We start from the raw sequence: 20,427 nt of genomic DNA on the forward strand, positions 1-20,427 counted from the left end.
TATGTGTCGCTTTGATGAAAGGGGGCCGGGTGCAGGGATTTTATTGCGGGGGAGCACTCGCGCTCGAGCCCGGATGGTCAGTGTATGGTGGTGTATGGCGCAATCGACCGGGAGCGCGGCGGCGCATTGGCCTTGAAAACCCCCACTATATCGCAGGAGTGGCGAGCAACTTGCTCAATCAGCCAAAGGATGGGCTGATGATCAGAGGCGTCGGTCTAGCTCGTGAGTCATGCGTCGATGACGAGATCGGAAAGTGGAACGGCCTGACATGTCAGGCAATGCCCCTCATCCAACTCCGAACAATCGACGAGATGGCGAACCTCGCCGGCCTTTACCGGCACGGCGCAGCTCTCGCATTGGCCGACACGGCAGCCACTTGGAAGCGCAATGCCCGCGCTTTCGGCCACCGCGAGAATGCTGGCCAGCGGCGCCTGCGGCGACCAGTTCAATGTGCGTCCAGAGCGGGCAAAATGAATTTGGCGCGACATGAGGCCATCGAGCGCAGGCGGCGGGGGCGAGCGGAAGCGCTCCTTGAAAATCTCGAAGACCGGCACGCCGCGCGCCTGCAGGCCTGCGGCGACCTCTTCCATCATCGCATCGGATGCGCACATGTAGATGCGCGCGCGCTTGCGCAGCAATTCCGCGTCGATATCCGACACGGTGAACCGGCCGAGCCGATCAAAACGGTCGCCGCTCTGTGGGCGGGTCAGATGCGTGACCAGCGTGAGATTCGGCAGCCGCTGCCGCAGCGCTTCAAGCCGATGATGGAACGGGCGGCTTGCGCCATCCCGGCAGCCATAATGCAGCGTGACCTGTGGTTCGTCGGCGACGCCCTCGAGCGTGTCGAGATAGGACAGGAACGGCGTGATGCCGATGCCGCCGGCAATCAGGACGACCGGAAACTCGTTGCGCAACGGCAGCACGAAGCCACCCTTCGGTGACTGCAATTCAACGGTGTCATCAGGTGCGAGATCGTGCCTGATCGCCGCCGACACCTGCCCGCCCTCGATGTGCCTGACACCGATACGATAGGCATCGGGTGCCGGGATCGCTGCCCCGGTCAGCGAATACGAGCGGATCGCCTCGCCAATCCGGACGCCGACATACTGGCCTGGCCGGAATGCCGGAAGTGTCCCACCGTCGACCGGCCGCAATGTCAGCCCCACCACATCGGCAGATTCCTCGCGGCGCTCCGCGACGACGAATGAGCGCCAGCCCTGCCAGGCGGTGCTCTCGTCACGCTCGACGTCGCAGGTAAAGGAGCGCAGCGCCAGCGATCCGCTGAGCGGATCGCGCCCGCGTTCCGAGATGATGGTGTTGAAGCTCGCGCCGACAGGCCGCGTCTCGTCCGGCAGATAGCCCGGCAGGCCGAGATCCGGCGCAGGCTGCCACCAGCCATAGTCGCTCGCTACCACATCCAGCGCGAGCGCGTCGTTGAAAGCGGCGCGGATCCGGATCGTGCCCTTGCGACTGCGCACCAACATCCAGTCGCCCTCCAGGATATTCTTGCGGCGGGCGAGTTCGGGATGGATCTCGGCGGTCGGCTCGGCGCGCTTGCGGCGCAGCGCGTTGATGCCGCGATGCTGGCTGTGGCAGAAATAACCGCTATTGGCGGAAAACAGCGTCAGCGGAAACGCGTCATCGCGGCGCTCGGCCGGCTCGATGAAACGCGGTACCGCCGGATAGCCGTGGCGATGCAGCAGTTCCGAATAGAGTTCGGCCTTGCCGGTCTGCGTGGCGAAGCCGGTCGTCTGGTATTTGCGATGGCCATGCTTGAGCGGCACGCGAATGCCTTCGGGCCTTGCCCGCAGCGTTTCGAGATCGAGGCCAAGCGGGGCGAGCAGATGCTCAAACCCCTTCTCGACATCGCCGCCAAAGAACAGTTCGCTCATGCCGAGCCGCTTGGCGAGCTGGAAGACGATCCACATATCCGAACGGGCCTCGCCCTGCCGCGGAATCATCTGCGGACGGAGCTGCACCAATTCCTGCGCCTCGGGCGAGATTTCGAAGCCGAGCCGCAATGCCTCATGCTCCCACGGGCTCGACACCGGCAGCACGATATCAGCCATCTCGGCTGTCGGGTTCAGGAACAGATCACAATGGACCTGGAAGTCGAGCGCCTTCAGCGCCTCGCGTCCGCGTTCCGGCGCCGGATGCGAGACCAGCAAATTGGAGCCGAACGCGAACAGCGCGCGCACGCGGTAAGGTTTTCCGGTCAGCGCAGCGTCGTAGAAATCGCTGGAGGTGATCCAGCCGTCGGCCGGCGGCCCGAGCGGCCGCGCCGACAGTCCGAGCGTGCGCTCGCGCGTCTCCGGCGGGATCATCGCCATGGAATGCAGCGACGGCACCGGAAGGCTCGGCATCCTGACATTGCCGCCCGGCGCATCGAAATGGCCGGTCAATGCATAGAGCGTTGCGACCGCGCGTTCGGTCTGCGAGGCATTGGTGTGCTGTCCGAGGCCGGTCCAGCCGTGATAGCAGACCGATGATGCCTTCGAGATCGCAGCCGCGAGTTCCTCAACTTGCGCCGCCGGGATGCCGGTGATGCGCTCGACCGTCGCGGGATCGTAGGGTTCGGCTGCCGCGACATAGTGATCGAAACCGGTTCGGCAGGCGATCGGGCCCTGAGGGCCGCTCACATCGAAGCATCCTTCGAGCGCGGCAGCCGCGAGCCCGCCCTCGGCCGGCACTGCTTTGCCCGCGGCCGCATCCCAGATCAGAAAGCCGTCGCCTTCAAGGCCGATATCGCCGGGGCGCAGGAAGCAACCGTCGCTATCGCGGATCAGGAAGGTCGCATTGGTCCAGTGCCGCACGAAGTCGGCGTCGTAGGCGCGGTTGACGATGAGCCAGCGCGCAAGACCGAGCGCCAGCGCCGCATCTGTGCCCGGGCGGATACGCAGCCACAGATCGGCATCGCGCGCCGAGCCGGTCCGGCGCGGATCGATCACCGCAAGCCTGGCGCCCCTCGCCCGCGCGGCGCTGATTGCTTCTGCCTGGGCAAGCCAGACATTGGCGGGGTTGTGCCCCCAGAGCAGGATCAGTTCGGAGTTGCGATAATCCGCCGTGGGCAGGCCACACCCGAAGGTGAAGGCGTGGGCGTGGTCCTTGTGCCAATTGCAGATCTCGGTGGAGAAGCAATTGTTCGGGCTGCCGAAGCCGCGGATGAAGCGCTGGATCCAGTCGAGACTGTCTGATGTCGACGACGAAGAGCCTGAGGTTACCGCAAACGCGACCGATTCCGGCCCGCTTTCTTCCCGGTAGCGCCCCAGCCGCTCGGCGATCTCGGTCAGCGCCTCGTCCCAGGAAATCGGCACGAAGGCGGGATCGGCGGCGCCCTTCGGCGCGGTGCGTCGCAATGGCGTCTTCAGGCGGCGGGCCGAATGCGCGATCTCCGGCGCGGCCCTGCCCTTTGGGCATAGCGCCTTGCCGGTCGGATGGGCCGGGTTCGGCCGCACCGCGACGAGCCTGTCATTATCGACGACATTGATCGTTCCGCAGCGGGAGCGGCAGAGCGTGCAGAAGCCAGGCTTTTCCTGCGTCGACATGGTCAGGCCTCGTTGCCGCACACCCTCACTCGGGAGGCTGCGCGCGTGAGTTCGGATTGGCCTCGTTCACCAGCAGGCTCGCGGCCGCAAGATCCTCGATCGCCGCGCCGACCGATTTGAACAGGGTGATTTCGTCGCGGTCAAGGCGGCCGGCTTTCGCGCCACTTGTCAGTTCATGGAGATCGCCGCAGATCCTGTCGGCGCTCCAGCTGCCGGCGGCGATCGGTTGCAGCAGGTCTCCTGCTTCGGCGAGCGCGCCAGGATAGGTATCGATGAAGACGCGGCAGCGCGAAATGGCCGCGTCATCGCTTTCTCGCATCTGCGGCGTAAAGGCACCGACCAGGTCGAGATGGGTTCCAGGCCGCAGCAGCGCGCCTTTGACCAGTGGCTCGGTCGACGTCGTGGCGCAGCTCACGATGTCGGCCTGCGGCAAGGCCAGGTCAAGGTCAGTCACCGGAACTGCGTTTGCGCCCTGCCGGACAAGCGTGTCGGCCAGAGCCCGCGCGCGCTCCGGATTGCGTCCCCATACCATCACCTTCTCGATCGGACGCACAGCGCGGTGAGCGGCGGCGAGATGACGCGCGACATGGCCGGTTCCGACGATAAGCAGCGTGCGGCTGTCCGCGCGCGACAGATAGCTGGATGCGAGCGCTGACGCCGCGGCTGTGCGGCGATTGGTCAGCGCCTCGCCGTCGATCGTCGCGCGCGGCTGGCCGGTTTGACCGTCGAGCAGGAAATAAAGCGACGACACCGCACCGAGACCGCGCTCGGCATTTTGCGGAAACACCGTGACGAGCTTGACGCCGACGGCTTCGCCGCGGATCCAGGCCGGCATCGTCAGAAGACGCGCCGGCGCTCCATCGACGCCGACTTCATAGGCCTGCCGCAACGGCATCGGCTCGCCGTCGCGCTTGAAAGCCTCGCGCAATGCCTCGATCAGCTCGGGATAGCCGAGCGCGGCATGGACGTCGGCAGCGGAGTAGCTGCGCAGCATCGGGTTTATTCCTGTCCTACAAGATCATGAGAGTGCGGTGATGCCGGTGCATATCCAGATGACCTCGGCATCTTCCTTGCTGATCGACACGATGGCGTGGCCCATCTTGCTGTCGAAATAGGTGCTGTCGCCAACCGCGAGCGTGACGGGGGCGTAGAATTCCGTGAAGACCTGGACAGAGCCGGACAAAACGCACAGGAACTCCTCGCCCTCGTGACGCACCCAGCCGGGGAACTCGTCGAGGCTGCGCGCCCTGATCCGCGCCTTGAATGGCAGGATATGCTTTTGCGAAAGGTCGGTCGCCAACACCTCGTAATCATAGGTGTCGGTGCGGTGCGGCTTGCCCTCGCCGGTGCGCGTGACGCTGCGGCGGCCGAACGGCGCATTCTGGCGGCGCTGATCGAACAGCTCGACGATGTCGAGATCGACGCCGCGCGTGATCTTCTGCAGCACGTCGTAGGTCGGCGACATCTGGCCGTTCTCGATCTTCGACAGGGTCGAGCGCGCGACGCCGGTGCGCTCGCTGACCTCTTTCAGCGTCCACCCCTTGTCGATCCGTAACCGCTTCAACCTGTGACCGAGGTCATCGCTTCCCTCGGCCGGCGCGGCGTCGGCCGAGAAGCGGGCCGGTACAACCACTGTTGCCGTGGCCTCCCTCAGCGACGATCGCGTCGCAGTCTTCTTCATCGCGGCTCTCTCCCTTTTTTATCGCGGAAGTAAGGTCCCGGCGGCGGCCGCCGCCGCCGGGACCTTGCCTCACTTCTTGACGAGCGGACATTCGCTTTGGGCAAGAGACTGGAAGGCCTGCTCGCCGGGAACGGTAGCCAGGACATTATAGTAGTCCCATGGCTGCTTCGATTCGGAAGGTTTCTTGACCTGGACCAGCAGCATGTTGTGGACCATGCGGCCGTCCTCGCGCACCTTGCCGTCCTTGGCGAAGAAGTCGTTGACCGGCAGCTCGCGCATCTTGGCGGCGACGGCCTTGGCCTCATCGGTGCCCGCGGCCTGGATCGCCTTGAGATAGTGCGTGATCGAGGAGTAGACGCCGGCCTGCACCGACGTCGGCATGGCCTTGCGGGTCTCGAAGAAGCGCTTGGCGAAGGCGCGCGTCTCGTCGTTCTGGTCCCAGTAGAAACCCTCGACAAACGAGATGCCCTGCGCGGTCGGCAGGCCGAGGGCGTTGACATCCGTAATGAACACGACCGGCGCGGCGATGGCCTGCCCGCCCGCGATGATGCCGAACTCGTTGGCCTGCTTGATCGCCGTCGTCATATCCTTGCCGGCGGTGGCAAGCAGGATGACCTTCGCCTTCGATGCCTGCGCCGGCAGCAGGAAAGACGAGAGATCGGCTGCGCCGAAGGGATGGCGGACGTTGCCCAGGACCTTGCCGCCATTTGCCTTGATCGCTTCGCTCGCGATCTTCTCGAGCGAATGCCCGAAGGCGAAATCGGCGGTAACGATAAAGAACGTATCGTTGCCCTTGTCGATCAGCGCCTTCAGCGGTCCGACCGCGTTTGAATAATTGTCGTAGACCCAGTGAAAGCCGGTGGGCGAACACTGCTTGCCGGTCAAATCCGTCGTGCCGGGCGACGCGAACAACGCCACGCGGCTGGTCTCGCGCGTCAACTGCTGTACCGCAAGCGCGATGGCGCTGTTGGTGACGTCTGAGATCGCGTCGACCTTCTCGTTCTCGATCCAGCGCCGGGCAATGCCGACGCCGACGTCGGCCTTCTGAAGATGGTCGGCGCCGATGATTTCGATCGGCTTGCCCAGAACCTTGCCGCCGAAATCCGCTGCCGCCATCTGCGCCGCCAGCAGCGAGCCTGGCCCGTTAAGGTCGGAATACTGGCCGGACATGTCGGTCAGCACGCCGATCTTGACGACGTCGTCGCTGACCTGGGCTGCGGCCTGGCCGGCGATGGCGCCGAGGCAGAGCGCGGCGGCTACACCACACAAGAGTCTGGAAGGCATCTTTCGCATGATCTATCCCCTGTTGTCGGATCCGCTCTTCCGAGCGGGGTTTGGTTCGGTCCTGTTCCACTTCCCCGGATGGCGAAGTTTCTTATCGAGACGTCTCATTCCTTCGTCGCGACGGCCACTTTGCGAAGTACGGCTTGTGTCGCCGCTGGTGCCCGGCGCCGGCGATGCCAGAACTCGATCAGTTCGCCGACGATGCCGCGCCGGAAGGCGAGCACGCAGACGACGAAGATCAGGCCGTGAATGACGGTGACCCATTGTCCGAACGCCGCCAGATAGTTCTGCATGGCGACGACGATGAAGGCGCCGACGAGTGGGCCGTAGAGCGTGCCGACGCCGCCGAGAAACGTCATCAGCAATACTTCGCCCGACATCGACCAGTGCACGTCGGTCAGGCTGGCGATCTGGCTGACGATCGCCTTGGTCGAACCCGCAAGCCCCGCCAGCGCCGCCGAGAGCGTGAAGGCAACGAGCTTGTAGCGGCTCGTATCAAAGCCGAGCGACTGCGCGCGGGCGTCGTGATCGCTGATCGCCTTCAGCACGCGCCCGAACGGCGAGCCGACCAGGCGCATGATCAGGAAGAAACCGCCGAGAAATATCGCCAGCACGAACGTGTAGAGGTTAGCGGGCCGCGAAAGGTCGATCAGGCCGAACAGCATGCCACGCGGAATCGCCTGCAGCCCGTCCTCGCCGCCGGTGAAGGGCGCCTGCAGCGCGACGAAATAGACCATCTGCGCGAAAGCCAGCGTCACCATGGCGAAGTAGATGCCGCTGCGGCGGATGGCGAGCCAGCCCGAGACAAAGCCAAGCACGGCCGCGGTTGCCGTTCCGGCCAGAATGGCGAGTTCAGGGGGCAGCCCCCAGATCTTCGCCACATGGCCGCAGACATAGCCGGCCGAGCCCAGGAACATGGCGTGGCCGAACGAGACCAGCCGGCCATAGCCGGCGACCAGGTTGAAGGCGCAGGCGAACAGGGCGAAGATCATCGCCTTCATCATGAAGCCGGGATAAACGATGATCGGCGCGGCCGCGAGGCAGGCGGCGACCGTCAGGAAGATCAGGCTTTGCGTACGCGCTGACGGCGCCGGCGCCGACAGGCTCGACTGCGGTTGCCCCTGCGCGGCCTCGGGCTTCGATCCGAACAGCCCCGCCGGGCGGATCAGCAGCACCACCGCCATCACCACGAAGACAACCGTCGTCGAGGCTTCGGGATAGAAGGCCTTGGTCAGGCCCTCGATGATGCCGACGAGGAAGCCGGTCAGGATCGAGCCCATGATCGAGCCCATGCCACCGATCACCACCACGGCAAAGACGACGATCAAGAGATCCGCTCCCATCAGCGGGCTGACCTGGTAGATCGGCGCGGCCAGAACGCCAGCCAGTGCGGCAAGCGCGACGCCGGCGCCGTAGGTCAGCGTGATCATGCGCGGGACGCGGATACCGAAAGCCTGAACCAGCATCGGGTTTTCGGTCGCGGCGCGCAGATAGGCGCCAAGCTTGGTCCGCTCGACAACGTACCAGGTGCCGAGGCAGATCACGACCGAAGCGGCGATCACCCAGGCCCGGTAGTTCGGCAGGAACATGAAGCCGAGATGGCTGCCACCCATCAGCGCCTGCGGAATCGAATAGGGCTGGCCCGAAGAGCCGAACCAGTCGCTGAACATGCCCTGCACCATCAGTGCAAGACCGAAGGTGAGCAGCATGCCGTAGAGATGGTCGAGCTTGTAAAGGCGTCGCAGCAGCAGCATCTCGATCACGATGCCGATCGCGCCGACGGCGAGCGGAGCCAGGATCAGCGCCCACCAATAGCCGATGCCGAGATAATTGAGCAGAAACCACGCGCCCATCGCGCCCATCATGTACTGCGCCCCGTGGGCGAAGTTCACGATGTTCATCATGCCGAAGATCACCGCGAGGCCAAGGCTCAGCATGGCGTAGAAGGCGCCGTTGATCAGCCCGAGCAGAAGCTGGCCATAGAGGACCGCGGAAGGGACGCCAAGGATCGTGGTCATGATGCCCTTTCGGTCAGAGTCCGAGATAGTTTTTGAGCGAACCGAGCCTGCCTTCGAACGCCGCACCCGGGATTTCCTCGACGATGCGGCCGAGCTCCACGATGTAGTGCCGGTCGGCGAGACCGGCGGCGAAGCCGACATTCTGCTCGACCAGGAGAATGGTGAAGCCGAGCGTCTTCAGTTCGGTGATGGTGCGGCCGATCTGGCGGATGATGACGGGAGCCAGGCCCTCGGTCGGCTCGTCGAGCAGCAGGATGCGCGCGCCGGTATGCAGAATGCGCCCGAGCGCCAGCATCTGCTGCTCGCCGCCGGACAGCTTCGTGCCCTGGCTGTCGAGCCGCTCCTTCAGGTTCGGGAACAGCTCCAGGATCTGCGCGACCCTCATGCCGCCGGCAGCGACCTTCGGCGGCAGCAGCAGGTTTTCGCGCACGCTCAGGCTCGCAAAGATGCCGCGCTCCTCCGGACAGAAAGCGATACCCTTGCGCGCGATGTCATAGGGCGCGGCGCCGATGATCTCACGGCCGTTGAGCGCGATCGAACCCGAACGCTTGTCGAGCAGGCCCATGATCGCCTTCAGCGTTGTGGTCTTGCCGGCGCCGTTGCGGCCGAGCAGCGTCACCACCTCGCCCGCCCTGACACTGAAATCCATTCCGTGCAGGACCTTGGACTCGCCGTACCAGGCCTCGAGGTTGCCGACCGTGAGGGTCTCAGGCATGCGCCTGCCCCGTATAGGCGGCCATCACGTCGGCGCGCGAGGAGACCTCCGCATAGCTTCCTTCCGCCAGCACTTCGCCGCGCACCATCACGGTGATCGTGTCGGCGAGTTCGGCGACCACATTCATGTTGTGCTCGACCAGCAGCACCGTGCGGCCCCGGCCGGCCTCGCGGATCAATTGCGTCACGCGCCCGATATCTTCGTGGCCGAGCCCCGCCATCGGCTCGTCGAGCAGCAACACCTTGGGTTCGAGCGCAAGCGTCGTCGCCAGTTCGAGCACGCGCTTGCGGCCATAGGAAAGACTGCCGGCCATCGTCTCGGCATATTCCGACAGGCCGAAGCGCGCGAGCAACGCATCGGCGCGATCCAGCACACCACGATGGCGCGAAATCCGGCCGAGCAGATTCCAGGCGAGACCATGCTCAGGCAGCAAAGCGAGTTCGACGTTCTCGCGGACGGTCAGCCCGGCGAACACCGCCGAGATCTGGAAGGAGCGCACCACGCTGCGCTTGGCCATCGCCGGCATGCTGAGGCGGGTGACGTCATGGCCGTCGTGCAGGATCGTACCGGCCGAAGGCGGAAGGTATTTCGTCAGAAGGTTGAACAGGGTGGTCTTGCCAGCCCCATTGGGGCCGATGACGGCGTGCATGCTGTTGCGGGCAAGGCGGAAGTTGACGCTATTGACAGCGAAGAAGCCGCCGAACTCGCGGCTGAGGCCGCGTGTCTCCAGAGCGTAAACGGCGCCATCCGTCATGCCTGTCCCCTGCTGAGGTCTGGATCCCGAATTGGAGAGTCAGATTGGATCCAGACCGCGCGCTCACCTTTGATCAAAAGTTTCCTATCGTCAACTAATTTCCGATGTGATCTTTTTGCTATTCTTCGGAATTCCGAAATTCGATGGCGGGACCTACCGCCGCGCCTGGACCAAATGAAGGAGCTGTGCCCCGACCTCGTAGTAGGCCGATTTGGCGTTCCGGAAGTTGGGCTTGGTCGGCGACGACGCCGGCAGCGGCAGATCTTTCTCGTCGAGTTGTCCAAGCGCGTGGAGCGCCAACAGGCGTCCGAACGTCGTGCCGGGCGCAATGCCGCGCCCGTTGTAGCCGCTGAAGCCGATCACGTTTTCAGCGAGCTTGTGGAATCGCGGCAGGTTATCGTCGGTCATTCCGATCAGGCCGTACCATTCAGATTCGAACCTGACGTCGCCGATTTGCGGGAAAAGCTTCTTGAGCGCCCGCTTTGCCCAGGATCGGTGAACCGCCGCACCGGTCCCACGCAGCGCGCCACAGCTTCCGAACACGAGGCGGCCGGCACGATCGAAACGAAACGAACTCAGCACTTCATTAGTGTCCCAGGCCCCCTGCCGTTCGGGAAGAATGGACGCACGGATGTTGTCGGACAGCGGCTGGGTGGCAAAGTTGAAATAAGGCAGGTGGACCTGCTCCATCGTAACTTCGGACCAAGGGCCCGTCGCATAGGCATCGGTCGCCACGATGACACGATCGGCGACGACGCTGCCATCAGCGGTTTGCAGCTTCCATTTGCCGCCAATTCGCGCGGCGGAGATAACCGCGCTACGGGTGAATATCTTCGCGCCGGCATTCAAAGCGATGCGAGCAAGACCCCGCGCATAGGCCAGGGGTTGGATCGTGCCCGCGCGCCGATCCCACAGCGATCCGGCGTAAGCCGAGGAGCCAATTTTCGCTTCGGTGTCAGCGGCGTTCAGCAACTCCACCGGCGCGCCGCGGCGGCTCCACTGAGCTGCGCGCGCCTCCAGTTCCTTCATCCCTTTGACGCCGACGGCGCAATGCAGCGTGCCGGCGCGCTCGACTTCGCATTCGATGCGATGACGGTCGATGAGATCGAACACAAGCTTCGGGGCGTCGCCCAGCAATCCGAGAAGACGCTCGCCGTAATCGCCGCCGAGCATGTCGGGCAGCACGTCCGGCATCACCCACATACCGGCATTGACCAGGCCGACGTTCCGGCCGGCCCCGCCAAAGCCGATCTCCACCGCCTCCAGCAATGCGACGTTGGCGCCGCCCTCGGCGAGATGGAGAGCGGCCGAGAGACCGGTATATCCACCACCGACGATGGCAGTATCGACCTTGATCGATCCGCGTAACTCCGCCGTTTCAGGCGCCGCCGGTGCGGTCAATTCCCAGAGACCGTGGGATCTGGCGTTATCTAGCATCGTCTGCGACGTCCTCGTCTGTTGCCGCCCGCAAGGTCTGGCTTTTCGAGGCGCGTTGACTGGTTCATTCCAATTCGGCAAGTAAGATGCTGACCGTTGGAAGACATGCCGACTGCGTGACTGCGAGGCCGGGCGGTAATCTAGCGTTGCCAGCGGCGCCGGGCCAAGCCATGTTTGATCAAGACCTCATTCGGCTGGAGAATGACGTGCAGGGCCCACGCCGCTTTTTGCCTTCGCTGCCTCTGCTGTCCGCCTTTGAAGCGGCGGCGCGGACCGGAAGCATCACGGCCGCGGCAAAAGAGCTGTCGCTGACGCAAGGCGCGGTGAGCCGTCAGGTTAAGGCGCTCGAAGAGCAGCTCGAGGTCGAGCTGTTTCATCGCGAGCGGCAGACCATCCGCCTGACCGTGGGCGGCGACGCCTATGCCCGCGAGATCCGCGACGCCCTGCGCAAGATCAGCACCGCCTCACTCAATCTACGCGCCAATCCGTTCGGCGGCACGCTGACGCTGGCGATCCTGCCGACCTTCGGCACCCGATGGCTGGCGCCGCGGCTTCCCAAATTCCTCGCGGGCAACCCCGGCATCACCATCAACCTGGTCACGCGGCTATCGAATTTCGACTTCAGGCTGGAGCCCGTCGACGCCGCGATCCATTTCGGGCGCCGGGAATGGCAAGGGGGTGAACTGGCGTTGCTGCGGTCGGAGACCGTGATCCCCGCCTGCAGCGCCGAGCTGCGGGAGCGTTATGGATTCAAGCAAGCAAGCGACCTGCGGAAGGCGCCTCTTCTGCACCTGACGACGCGCCCCGACGCGTGGGAACAATGGCTGACGCTGCACGGCGTGGATGCCCATGCCGTCCATGGCATGCTGCTGGACCAGTTCGCCACCGCTTCCCAGGCGGCGATTTCCGGGCTCGGCGTCGCGCTGCTTCCCGAATTTCTCATCGAGGAGGAGTTGAGCACCGGCAAGCTGGTGCGCGCGCTCGATCTGCCGATGAAAAGCGCCGAGGCCTATTATCTGGTCTGGCCGACCGACCGGGCGTCCCATCCGCCACTTGTTGCCTTCCGGGAATGGCTTCTTCTGGAAACGGCGCCAGACCGCTGAAGCGTCACGCTCTGACAAGGTCGGGTCTGCGACTCATCCTTAACTGTCAGCCGTTTTGGATTTGGCCCATGGTCATTCGGCGCTGGAATGACTTATTGAACTTCTATCGTTTGAAAATGCCGGACCATTGTCCTCTCTATGAGGCGGGACATCGCCTTCCGGCCCCTGACGGAGAACGATGGTGACGTCTCAAGCCAATCGCTGACAGCCGCCTTCTCTGAAATCAACGCGAGCCCTCGGAAAGAGCCCCTCATGTCAGACAAACAATCCGCCAAAACCAAAGACCTCTCGCTCAAGGCCGACGTCGACGCGCTCCTGATTGAACTCGGTGTCGATCCTGTCAGCTATACCGGTGGCACGCTGGTCGCGAGAACCCCGATCACCGGTGAAACCGTGGCGCATGTCAGGGAGATCGACGCCGCCGGCGCGACCTCGGCGATCGAAAAAGCTCATGCGGCTTTCCTGCAATGGCGTCTGATCCCTGCTCCCAAGCGCGGTGAACTGGTGCGGCTGCTCGGCGAAGAGTTGCGCGCCAGCAAGCGCGCGCTCGGCCGGCTGGTTTCCATCGAGGCGGGCAAGATCGAGTCCGAAGGTCTCGGCGAAGTGCAGGAGATGATCGACATTTGCGACTACGCCGTGGGGCTTTCCCGGCAGCTCTACGGCTTGACGATCGCCACCGAGCGCCACGAGCACCGGATGGCGGAGACCTGGCATCCGCTCGGTGTCACCGGCATCATCTCGGCGTTCAATTTCCCGGTCGCGGTCTGGTCATGGAATGCCGCGCTGGCGCTGGTCTGCGGCAACAGCATCGTCTGGAAGCCGTCGGAAAAGACGCCCCTCACCGCTTTGGCGACCGACGCGCTGTTCGCCCGCGCCCTGAAGCGCTTCAAGGCCGATGGCGGCGCAGCGCCCGACGGATTGTCTGCCGTGCTGGTCGGAGGGCGCGAGATCGGTGAGGCCCTCGTCAACAACACCAGGGTTCCCCTGGTCTCGGCGACCGGTTCGACCGCGATGGGACGCGCCGTCGCGCCGAAGCTCGCGCAGCGTTTCGCCCGCGCCATTCTGGAGCTCGGCGGCAACAATGCGGCGGTGGTCACGCCGACCGCCGATCTCGACCTGACGCTGCGCGGCGTCGCCTTCGCGGCCATGGGCACGGCCGGCCAACGCTGCACCACGCTGCGCCGCCTGTTCGTTCACGAGAGCGTCTATGACAGCTTCGTGCCGCGCCTGAAGAAGGTCTATCAGTCCGTTTCCGTCGGCAATCCCCTCACCGGCAATCTGGTCGGCCCTCTGATCGACGGCCTCGCTTATGAATCGATGCAGCGCGCCCTCGGCGAAGCCAAGGCCGCCGGGGCGACCATTGTCGGCGGCGACCGCGTCGCCGTCGCAGGCGCAGGCACGGCCTTCTATGTCCGCCCGGCGCTGGTCGAGATCGGCGGACAGACCGGAACGGTCGAGCGCGAGACTTTTGCGCCGATCCTTTATGTCATCAAATACAGCGACTTCGATGCGGTGATCGAATTGCACAATGCCGTTCCGCAAGGACTATCGTCTTCGATCTTCACCAACGATCTGCGCGAGGCAGAAGCCTTCTTGTCGGCGCGCGGCTCCGATTGCGGGATCGCCAACGTGAACATCGGTCCCTCAGGCGCCGAGATCGGCGGCGCATTCGGCGGCGAGAAAGAAACCGGCGGCGGACGTGAGTCCGGGTCGGATGCCTGGAAGGCCTACATGCGCCGCGCCACCAACACGATCAACTATGGCCGCACGCTGCCGCTCGCCCAGGGCGTCAAGTTCGACGTGGATTGAATGGAAATCGCCGTGAACGCGCCGCTTCCGACATCATCGCATTTCCGCCCGGCCTCCCGGCTTTCATCGATCGGGGTGTCGGAAATCCTGAAGATTACCGGCCTCGCCACCGATCTGAAGCGCCAGGGCAAGGATGTCATCATCCTCGGGACCGGAGAGCCCGACTTCGACACGCCCGCTCACATCAAGGACGCGGCGGCGCGCGCCATGCACGACGGCGCGACCAAATACACCGCGCTCGACGGAACGCCAGAACTCAAATCCGCCATCCGCGCCAAGTTCCAGCGCGACAACGGCCTTGAATTCACCCAGGACGAGATCACGGTTTCCAGCGGTGCGAAGCAGGTTCTCTATAATGCGATGATGGCCAGCCTCGATCCGGGCGATGAGGTGATCATCCCGACACCATTCTGGGTGAGCTACGCCGATATCGTCCTCATCGCAGGCGGCAAGCCGGTTCTGGTGCCGTGTTCGGAAGCCAACGGCTTCCGGCTCACCGCCGGCGATCTCGAAGCGGCGATCTCGCCGCGCACCCGATGGGTGATGCTGAATTCGCCATCGAATCCCACCGGAGCCGCCTATCGCGAAGCTGACTATCGGCCGCTGCTCGACGTGCTGTCGCGACACCGGCATGTCTGGCTGATCGTTGACGATATCTATGAACACATCGTCTACGACGATTTCCGCTTTGTCACACCGGCCGCGATCGAACCGGGGCTTCGCAACCGCATCCTGACGGTCAACGGTGTTTCCAAGGCCTATGCGATGACCGGCTGGCGCATTGGCTACGCCGGCGGGCCAAGCGCGCTGATTCGCGCCATGGCCGTCGTGCAGAGCCAATCGACGTCCTGCCCATCATCGATCAGCCAGGCCGCGGCCGTGGAAGCCCTCAACGGTCCGCAAGGGATCGTGCGCGACCATTGCAGGTCGTTTCAGGAGCGTCGCAATCTCGTCGTTTCCGCATTGAACGCGATCGAGGGCATTACCTGCCGCGTGCCCGAAGGCGCGTTCTATACGTTCGCCAGTTGCGCGGGCCTGATCGGCAAGAAGGCTCCTGACGGCGGCATCATCACGAGCGACACGGCCTTTGCGGAATATCTGTTGCGGGCCGTCGGCGTCGCGGTCGTTCCCGGCTCGGCATTTGGCCTCGCGCCGTATTTCCGCATCTCCTACGCAACGTCGGCCGCAGAACTCATGGAGGCCTGCCGGCGCATCGCGGCAGCATCTGCGCAACTGTCCTAGGACAGCCGGTCGCCGAATTGGCTCCTCGGCGCGACGCGTCGCAGTCACCCAACTCAACAGGCATCTTGTCAGGTTCCGTCAGTGTGCAGCCGCCGGCGCTGCCACACCCGCGGTTGAAGTCGGCCGGATCGTCAGGAGCAGGAGCAGCCCGGACAGAAGATAGAGCGCAATCACGAAATACATGCTGTAAGTATTGTCACCTGTGCTCCTGACAATGAGCCCGTTGATCGTCGGACTTATCGCCGGACCGAGGTTGCCGAGGCTGCTGATGAGCGCGAGGCCACCGGCGGCAGCTCCGACCGAGAGGTATTCGCTGATCAACGCAAAGAACAGCGGCGTAGCCGACGCTATTCCGATCACGGCGAACGACAGCGCCAGGAGCGATCCGACCAGGTTGCCCTGCAGCAGCGTCGTCGCGAAGAGGCCGATCGCAGCAATCACCACACATGCTGCAAAATGCCAGCGCCGCTCGCGCCACTTGTCGGAATGCCGGCCGATCAGGATCATGCCGATGACACCGACCGCGTTAGGGATCGCCGCGTAGATCCCGACGAGCAACAGATCCTTGATCCCCCAACTCTGAATCAAGGTCGGCAGCCAGAACACCATCGTATAGGTAGCACCCAGCAGGAGCAGATAAACGAGCGACAGGGCATACACTTTCGGATCCCGCAGCAAGCCGCCGAACGTGCCGGCAGGCTCGCTTCCGACAGCCTTCACGCTATGCGCAAGGCTGTCTTCGAGCAGCTTCTTCTCGTCCTTCGAGAGCCAGGCAGCATTCGCGGGCTTGTCCTCCAGAAGGAAATACACCAGGAACCCAAGAATGACCGCCGGCAATCCCTGCACCAGGAACAGCCATTGCCAACCGTAAAGCCCGCTGACCCCGTCGAAATATTTCAAGGTAGCGCCGCAAAGCGGTCCGGCAAGCACGGAAATGATCGTGGTGGCGGACATAAAGATCGCGATGACCTGGCCGCGCCGCACCGATGGATACCAATAGGTGAAATACAGAATGACACCTGGGAAAAAACCTGCCTCGAAGACACCGAGCAGGAATCGCAACACGTAGAACTGCAGTGGCGTGGACACGAACATCATGGCCGATGCGGTCAGACCCCAGAGCACCATGATACGCAACAGCGTCTTGCGCGCACCGATTTTCTCCAGCAGAAGGTTGCTCGGCACTTCAAACAAAAAGTATCCGATAAAAAATATCCCCGCGCCCAGGCCGTAGACGGCATCATCGAACGGCAGAGTTTGCTTCATTTGCAGCTGCGCATAGCCGATATTGATGCGATCGAGATAGGCGATCATGTAAGCGATCAGCAGCAGCGGGATGAGGCGCCAGCTAACCTTCGAGAAAACCGCCTTGAGTTCCCCGCTCTCCAACGCCAGCGATTGCGGCGAAGACGTCTGCGCGCCAGTCGGATGCATGATGGTTCCCTCCCAAGGATTGCTTATCTTTATGTCAGTCAGCCTATCATGCGGATCGCCGGGATGCATCGGCACCTGATGCACCTCCAGGAGCCTGCTCGACCGGAGGCAGCGCCTCAATTTCGCGCAGCGCCGCACGCAGGTGCTCCACCAGCTCGTAGGACTCTTCCTGCGACAACACGCGGCGACAGGCAGTGAGGCCAAACTCCAGCAGGCCGGCGTAGCTTTGCACCGTGATGTTCAGCGCGCTGCCATGGTACGGGATCGACACCGGGTGGTAATGCACCATCCGCGCTCCGGCCATGTAGAGCGGCGTCGGCGGGCCCGGGACATTGGAGATGAGGACATTGCCGGCGGCAGGCGCGCGACTCGCGAAGTTGGAGCGGCCGAGCAACGAGGCGAGCCCGGTCATCAGCCATGGCGAGCCCGTGATCGGCACGTTGACCCCGAGGACCGGTTTGAGCTCGCGCACCACCGCTTTCGCGGCCTCGGACGAGGCATGGATCGCCTTGAAGCGCGCCGGAATATCCTTGATGTCGGTTGCCAGGTCGACGCGGACGATCGACACTTGGTTGTTCATCGCGCTGTCGCCTTCCGTGCGAAGGCTCACGGGAACCACCGCGATGAGCGTTTCCTTTGGAAGCAGATCGCGCTCCTTGAGGAAGCGATCCAGCGCGACGCTGCACACGGCCATGACGATGGTGTTGACGGTGCCGCCGACTCGCTTGCCGAGTTGCTTGATGTCCGCCAGCGGCAACGACAGCGTCGTGTAGGAGCGCTGGTTGGTGATCGAATCGTTGAAGATCGTCCTTGGTGCAAGGCCAAGATTCAGCGAGCGCTCGCCGCCGGTCGTGCGCTGGTTGGCGACCACGGTTGCCGCCGCGGTTAGCGCCTTGGCAGCGGTTGGCAGCAGATCCGCCAGCTTGCGATACTGTTCGGCCGAATTGGCAACCGCCGCTTGCAGCAGTTCGGTGACGCCAAGCTGGTAGGAGACGCCGCCGCGCTTGCGGCGTGGCGGCGGCACCTCGCGCATCTGCGGCGAGACATCATAGAGCACCTTTGCAAGCTCGACCCCGGCCTTGCCGTCGACGCCGCTGTGGTGGGCCTTGGAGTAGAATGCGACCTGTCCGTTCTCGAGACCCTCGATGACGTACATCTCCCACAACGGCCGGCTGCGGTCGAGCAGTGTGGAATGCAGCCTCGCGATCAACTGCTCAAGCTGCGCCATCGTGCCGGGGCGGCGCAGCGTAACGCTGCGCACATGATAGTCGAGGTCGATATCATCGTCCTCGATCCATACCGGTTCGGCGAGTTCGAAAGGCATCTGCGCCAGTTTGCGGCAAAGTACGGAAGCCAGATGCAGGCGCTTGCCAAGCATGGCCTTCACTTCTTCGTAGTAGTCGCCCTGATATCCGTCGGGAAGCTCGAACAGCATCAGGCTGCCGACATGCATCGGCGTCTCCGGCGTTTCGAGATGCAGGAAGGAGGCATCCATGCCGCTGAGTTGATCCATCCTCATCGCTCCTTTGCGGTGTCGAGAAATTGTGCGCATCCGGCACTGAAGCGTTTCATTCTGCTGCTCCCACGCGTCTCACGCGCCGGCGCTCCTCTTCGTCATACAAATCCTTCTTCGAAATCTTTCCCACGGCGGTCTTCGGCAACTCGGGGCAAATTTCAAGCGCCTGCACCATTTCGTGTTTGCCGAGCTTGTCCTTCAGGAACGCCTGAAGCTCACCGAGCGAAGGCGCCGCCACACCGGCTTTCAGCTTGATGAAGGCCTTGGGTGATTGGCCGCGGTAATGGTCATGGATGCCGATTACCGCGACTTCCTCGACCGAGGGATGCATGTAAATCGCCTCTTCGAGCACGCGCGGATAGACGTTGTAGCCGCTGCACAGCAGCATGTCATTGGTGCGATCGACGATGAATATGAACCCGTCCTGGTCCATGTAACCGACGTCGCCGGTGCGCAGGAAGCCATCGGACGTGGTGACATCGGCGGTCGCCTGCGGATTGTTCCAGTAACCCTTCATGACGTTGGCGCCCATGACGCAGATTTCCCCGCGCTCGCCGAGTGGGACATACTGCGCCGTACCATCGAGACCTAGGAACTTTATCACGATGCCGGGCGCCGGCATCCCGCATGACCCGGCCTTCCGCATGCCGCCCGATTGCGCCGGCGTAAAGGTGCCGCTCGGCGAGGTTTCGGTCATGCCCCAGCCTTCGGTCAGATGGCAGCCGGTGATATCTGCGAACCGTTGCGCCACTTCGAGTGGCAGCGGCGCCCCGCCCGAGCCGCAATATTTGAGCGAGCGAAGGCTGTGATTTGGCGTCTCCGGATGGTTGATCAGCGCTGTGAACATTGTCGGCACGCCGCAGAACACGCTGATCTGCTTGTGCGAAATTTCCGCCAGCGCGGCCTCAGGGTCGAAGCGCACATGCTGGATGATTTCGGCGCCGGCGAGGATGCCGAACAGCACGTTCACGGTCAGCGCATAGATGTGAAAGGGCGGCAGCACGGCGAGCATCCGCTCCTGCCCTTCGACGAGCACCGGCGGATTGCCGCGCGTCGTCTCCCAGAACTGCTGGCAGGCCGCCGACAGATTGCCATGGGTCAGCATGGCGCCCTTGGGCAGGCCGGTCGTGCCCCCGGTATATTGCAGCACGGCGATCACTTCGCGCGGATCTGACATCGGGTGGTGTTCCGGCGCGCCGTCATTGGCGAGCAGGTCGGCAAAGCGAATGCGACTGTCGTCCCACGTCACATCGCTCACCTGCCCGGCCGCCTTCATCTGGCCTGCGAGCACGTCCGGCGACGCCGTCATCTCGGCCAGACTGCCGACGATCAGCTTCTGCAGCCTTGTCTTGCCGAGCATTCCCGCCATCTGCGGATACAGCGTGACATGGTCGAGCGTGATCAGGAAATCCGTCCGGCTATCCTCGATCTTGTGCTCGAGAACCTTGGCGGCATCGAGCGGCGAATAGTTGACCACCGTACCGCCGGCCTTCAGTACGCCGAAGAACGCGATGACGTAGTGCGGCGTGTTATGCAGGAACAGGCCGACATGCACGCCCGGCCGGACGCCGAGTTGCTGAAGTCCCCGCGCCGCGCGATCCACCTGGTCGCCGAGCTCGCGATAGCTGAGACGCTTGCCCATGAACTCGATCGCGGGCCGATCCGGCCATTTCGCGATGGTGTCATCGAGAATGTTCTGCACCGGCATCGAAACGATCTCGGCATCCCATCTCACACCCACCGGGTAGGATTTGATCCAGGGCATGTCGTTCATCTTGAGCTTCTCCCAGAACAACGCACGTCTTCCGCCAGGTCGGCGTATCGGATGATCCGTCCGCCGCAGCAGCCTTACTGGCCGCAAGCCGCAACATCCGGACGGCCGGCGCTGA

At 63.6% G+C, this 20,427-nt stretch carries 14 protein-coding genes and 1 pseudogene; 3 read left to right on the forward strand and 12 right to left on the reverse strand.

From position 1 onward, the window contains the following. Nucleotides 1-227 precede the first annotated feature (227 nt). The 9 genes and pseudogenes from JQ600_RS24335 to JQ600_RS24370 form a co-directional block, all read right to left on the reverse strand. Entirely contained in the window at nt 228-3,545 is a 3,318-nt protein-coding gene (locus tag JQ600_RS24335) for a molybdopterin-dependent oxidoreductase (RefSeq protein ID WP_212386149.1), read from the reverse strand. 25 nt (nt 3,546-3,570) lie between these two features. Beyond that, complete coding sequence (locus JQ600_RS24340; RefSeq protein ID WP_312010875.1) at nt 3,571-4,539, reverse strand: ornithine cyclodeaminase family protein; 969 nt, start codon at nt 4,537-4,539, stop codon at nt 3,571-3,573. Between the two features lie 24 nt (nt 4,540-4,563). Next, a complete protein-coding gene (locus JQ600_RS24345; protein ID WP_212269148.1) occupies nt 4,564-5,226 on the reverse strand; it encodes a helix-turn-helix domain-containing protein in 663 nt (220 codons plus the stop codon). Nucleotides 5,227-5,295: 69 nt separating this feature from the next. Further along, nucleotides 5,296-6,519, reverse strand: coding sequence for an ABC transporter substrate-binding protein (locus JQ600_RS24350; protein WP_212269149.1), 1,224 nt, complete (start codon nt 6,517-6,519; stop codon nt 5,296-5,298). A 95-nt stretch (nt 6,520-6,614) separates the two neighbouring features. Continuing rightward, nucleotides 6,615-7,514 carry a branched-chain amino acid ABC transporter permease gene (locus JQ600_RS37435; RefSeq protein ID WP_312010884.1) on the reverse strand — a complete coding sequence of 300 codons (900 nt, stop codon included), beginning with the start codon at nt 7,512-7,514 and terminating at the stop codon, nt 6,615-6,617. Nucleotides 7,515-7,652: 138 nt separating this feature from the next. Beyond that, nucleotides 7,653-8,528 (reverse strand): annotated as a pseudogene (locus JQ600_RS37440) (branched-chain amino acid ABC transporter permease); the annotation flags it as partial. A gap of 13 nt (nt 8,529-8,541) precedes the next feature. Next, complete coding sequence (locus JQ600_RS24360) at nt 8,542-9,243, reverse strand: ABC transporter ATP-binding protein (RefSeq protein ID WP_212386151.1); 702 nt, start codon at nt 9,241-9,243, stop codon at nt 8,542-8,544. Then, nucleotides 9,236-9,997, reverse strand: coding sequence for an ABC transporter ATP-binding protein (locus JQ600_RS24365; RefSeq protein WP_212269152.1), 762 nt, complete (start codon nt 9,995-9,997; stop codon nt 9,236-9,238). Before JQ600_RS24365 ends, JQ600_RS24360 begins: the two co-directional genes overlap by 8 nt. 153 nt (nt 9,998-10,150) lie before the next feature. Next, entirely contained in the window at nt 10,151-11,434 is a 1,284-nt protein-coding gene (locus tag JQ600_RS24370; protein ID WP_212386152.1) for an FAD-binding oxidoreductase, read from the reverse strand. A gap of 170 nt (nt 11,435-11,604) precedes the next feature. Between JQ600_RS24370 and JQ600_RS24375 the strand changes: the two genes are divergently transcribed. The 3 genes from JQ600_RS24375 to JQ600_RS24385 all read left to right on the forward strand — a co-directional run bounded on the left by JQ600_RS24375 (nt 11,605) and on the right by JQ600_RS24385 (nt 15,588). Then, nucleotides 11,605-12,537, forward strand: coding sequence for a LysR family transcriptional regulator (locus tag JQ600_RS24375; RefSeq protein ID WP_212386212.1), 933 nt, complete (start codon nt 11,605-11,607; stop codon nt 12,535-12,537). 252 nt (nt 12,538-12,789) lie between these two features. Beyond that, nucleotides 12,790-14,346 carry an aldehyde dehydrogenase family protein gene (locus tag JQ600_RS24380; protein ID WP_212386153.1) on the forward strand — a complete coding sequence of 519 codons (1,557 nt, stop codon included), beginning with the start codon at nt 12,790-12,792 and terminating at the stop codon, nt 14,344-14,346. Nucleotides 14,347-14,358: 12 nt separating this feature from the next. After that, nucleotides 14,359-15,588: a pyridoxal phosphate-dependent aminotransferase gene (locus JQ600_RS24385; RefSeq protein ID WP_409363257.1), complete on the forward strand. Its 1,230-nt coding sequence runs from the start codon at nt 14,359-14,361 to the stop codon at nt 15,586-15,588. Between the two features lie 78 nt (nt 15,589-15,666). Here JQ600_RS24385 and JQ600_RS24390 read toward each other — a convergent pair whose 3' ends face one another. The 3 genes from JQ600_RS24390 to JQ600_RS24400 are packed head-to-tail and all read right to left on the reverse strand — an operon-like array spanning nt 15,667 to nt 20,312. After that, nucleotides 15,667-17,091, reverse strand: coding sequence for an MFS transporter (locus tag JQ600_RS24390; RefSeq protein ID WP_249136067.1), 1,425 nt, complete (start codon nt 17,089-17,091; stop codon nt 15,667-15,669). After that, on the reverse strand, nt 17,069-18,535 hold the full coding sequence (locus JQ600_RS24395) for a wax ester/triacylglycerol synthase family O-acyltransferase (RefSeq protein WP_212269157.1): 1,467 nt from the start codon (nt 18,533-18,535) through the stop codon (nt 17,069-17,071). Before JQ600_RS24395 ends, JQ600_RS24390 begins: the two co-directional genes overlap by 23 nt. Before the next feature lie 55 nt (nt 18,536-18,590). Next, nucleotides 18,591-20,312 (reverse strand): long-chain fatty acid--CoA ligase, encoded by a 1,722-nt coding sequence (locus JQ600_RS24400; RefSeq protein ID WP_212490124.1) that lies wholly within the window; start codon nt 20,310-20,312, stop codon nt 18,591-18,593. Nucleotides 20,313-20,427 lie beyond the last annotated feature (115 nt).

The sequence above is a fragment of the Bradyrhizobium sp. AUGA SZCCT0176 genome, from assembly GCF_018130145.1.
Taxonomy (GTDB): Bacteria; Pseudomonadota; Alphaproteobacteria; order Rhizobiales; family Xanthobacteraceae; genus Bradyrhizobium.

Coding starts and splice junctions, on each gene's coding strand:
- JQ600_RS24335 (WP_212386149.1), bottom strand. CDS start 3,545: ATGTCGACGCAGGAAAAGCCTGGCTTCTGCACGCTCTGCCGCTCCCGC.
- JQ600_RS24340 (WP_312010875.1), bottom strand. CDS start 4,539: ATGCTGCGCAGCTACTCCGCTGCCGACGTCCATGCCGCGCTCGGCTAT.
- JQ600_RS24345 (WP_212269148.1), bottom strand. CDS start 5,226: ATGAAGAAGACTGCGACGCGATCGTCGCTGAGGGAGGCCACGGCAACA.
- JQ600_RS24350 (WP_212269149.1), bottom strand. CDS start 6,519: ATGCGAAAGATGCCTTCCAGACTCTTGTGTGGTGTAGCCGCCGCGCTC.
- JQ600_RS37435 (WP_312010884.1), bottom strand. CDS start 7,514: ATGATGAAGGCGATGATCTTCGCCCTGTTCGCCTGCGCCTTCAACCTG.
- JQ600_RS24360 (WP_212386151.1), bottom strand. CDS start 9,243: ATGCCTGAGACCCTCACGGTCGGCAACCTCGAGGCCTGGTACGGCGAG.
- JQ600_RS24365 (WP_212269152.1), bottom strand. CDS start 9,997: ATGACGGATGGCGCCGTTTACGCTCTGGAGACACGCGGCCTCAGCCGC.
- JQ600_RS24370 (WP_212386152.1), bottom strand. CDS start 11,434: ATGCTAGATAACGCCAGATCCCACGGTCTCTGGGAATTGACCGCACCG.
- JQ600_RS24375 (WP_212386212.1), top strand. CDS start 11,605: ATGTTTGATCAAGACCTCATTCGGCTGGAGAATGACGTGCAGGGCCCA.
- JQ600_RS24380 (WP_212386153.1), top strand. CDS start 12,790: ATGTCAGACAAACAATCCGCCAAAACCAAAGACCTCTCGCTCAAGGCC.
- JQ600_RS24390 (WP_249136067.1), bottom strand. CDS start 17,091: ATGCATCCCGGCGATCCGCATGATAGGCTGACTGACATAAAGATAAGC.
- JQ600_RS24395 (WP_212269157.1), bottom strand. CDS start 18,535: ATGGATCAACTCAGCGGCATGGATGCCTCCTTCCTGCATCTCGAAACG.
- JQ600_RS24400 (WP_212490124.1), bottom strand. CDS start 20,312: ATGAACGACATGCCCTGGATCAAATCCTACCCGGTGGGTGTGAGATGG.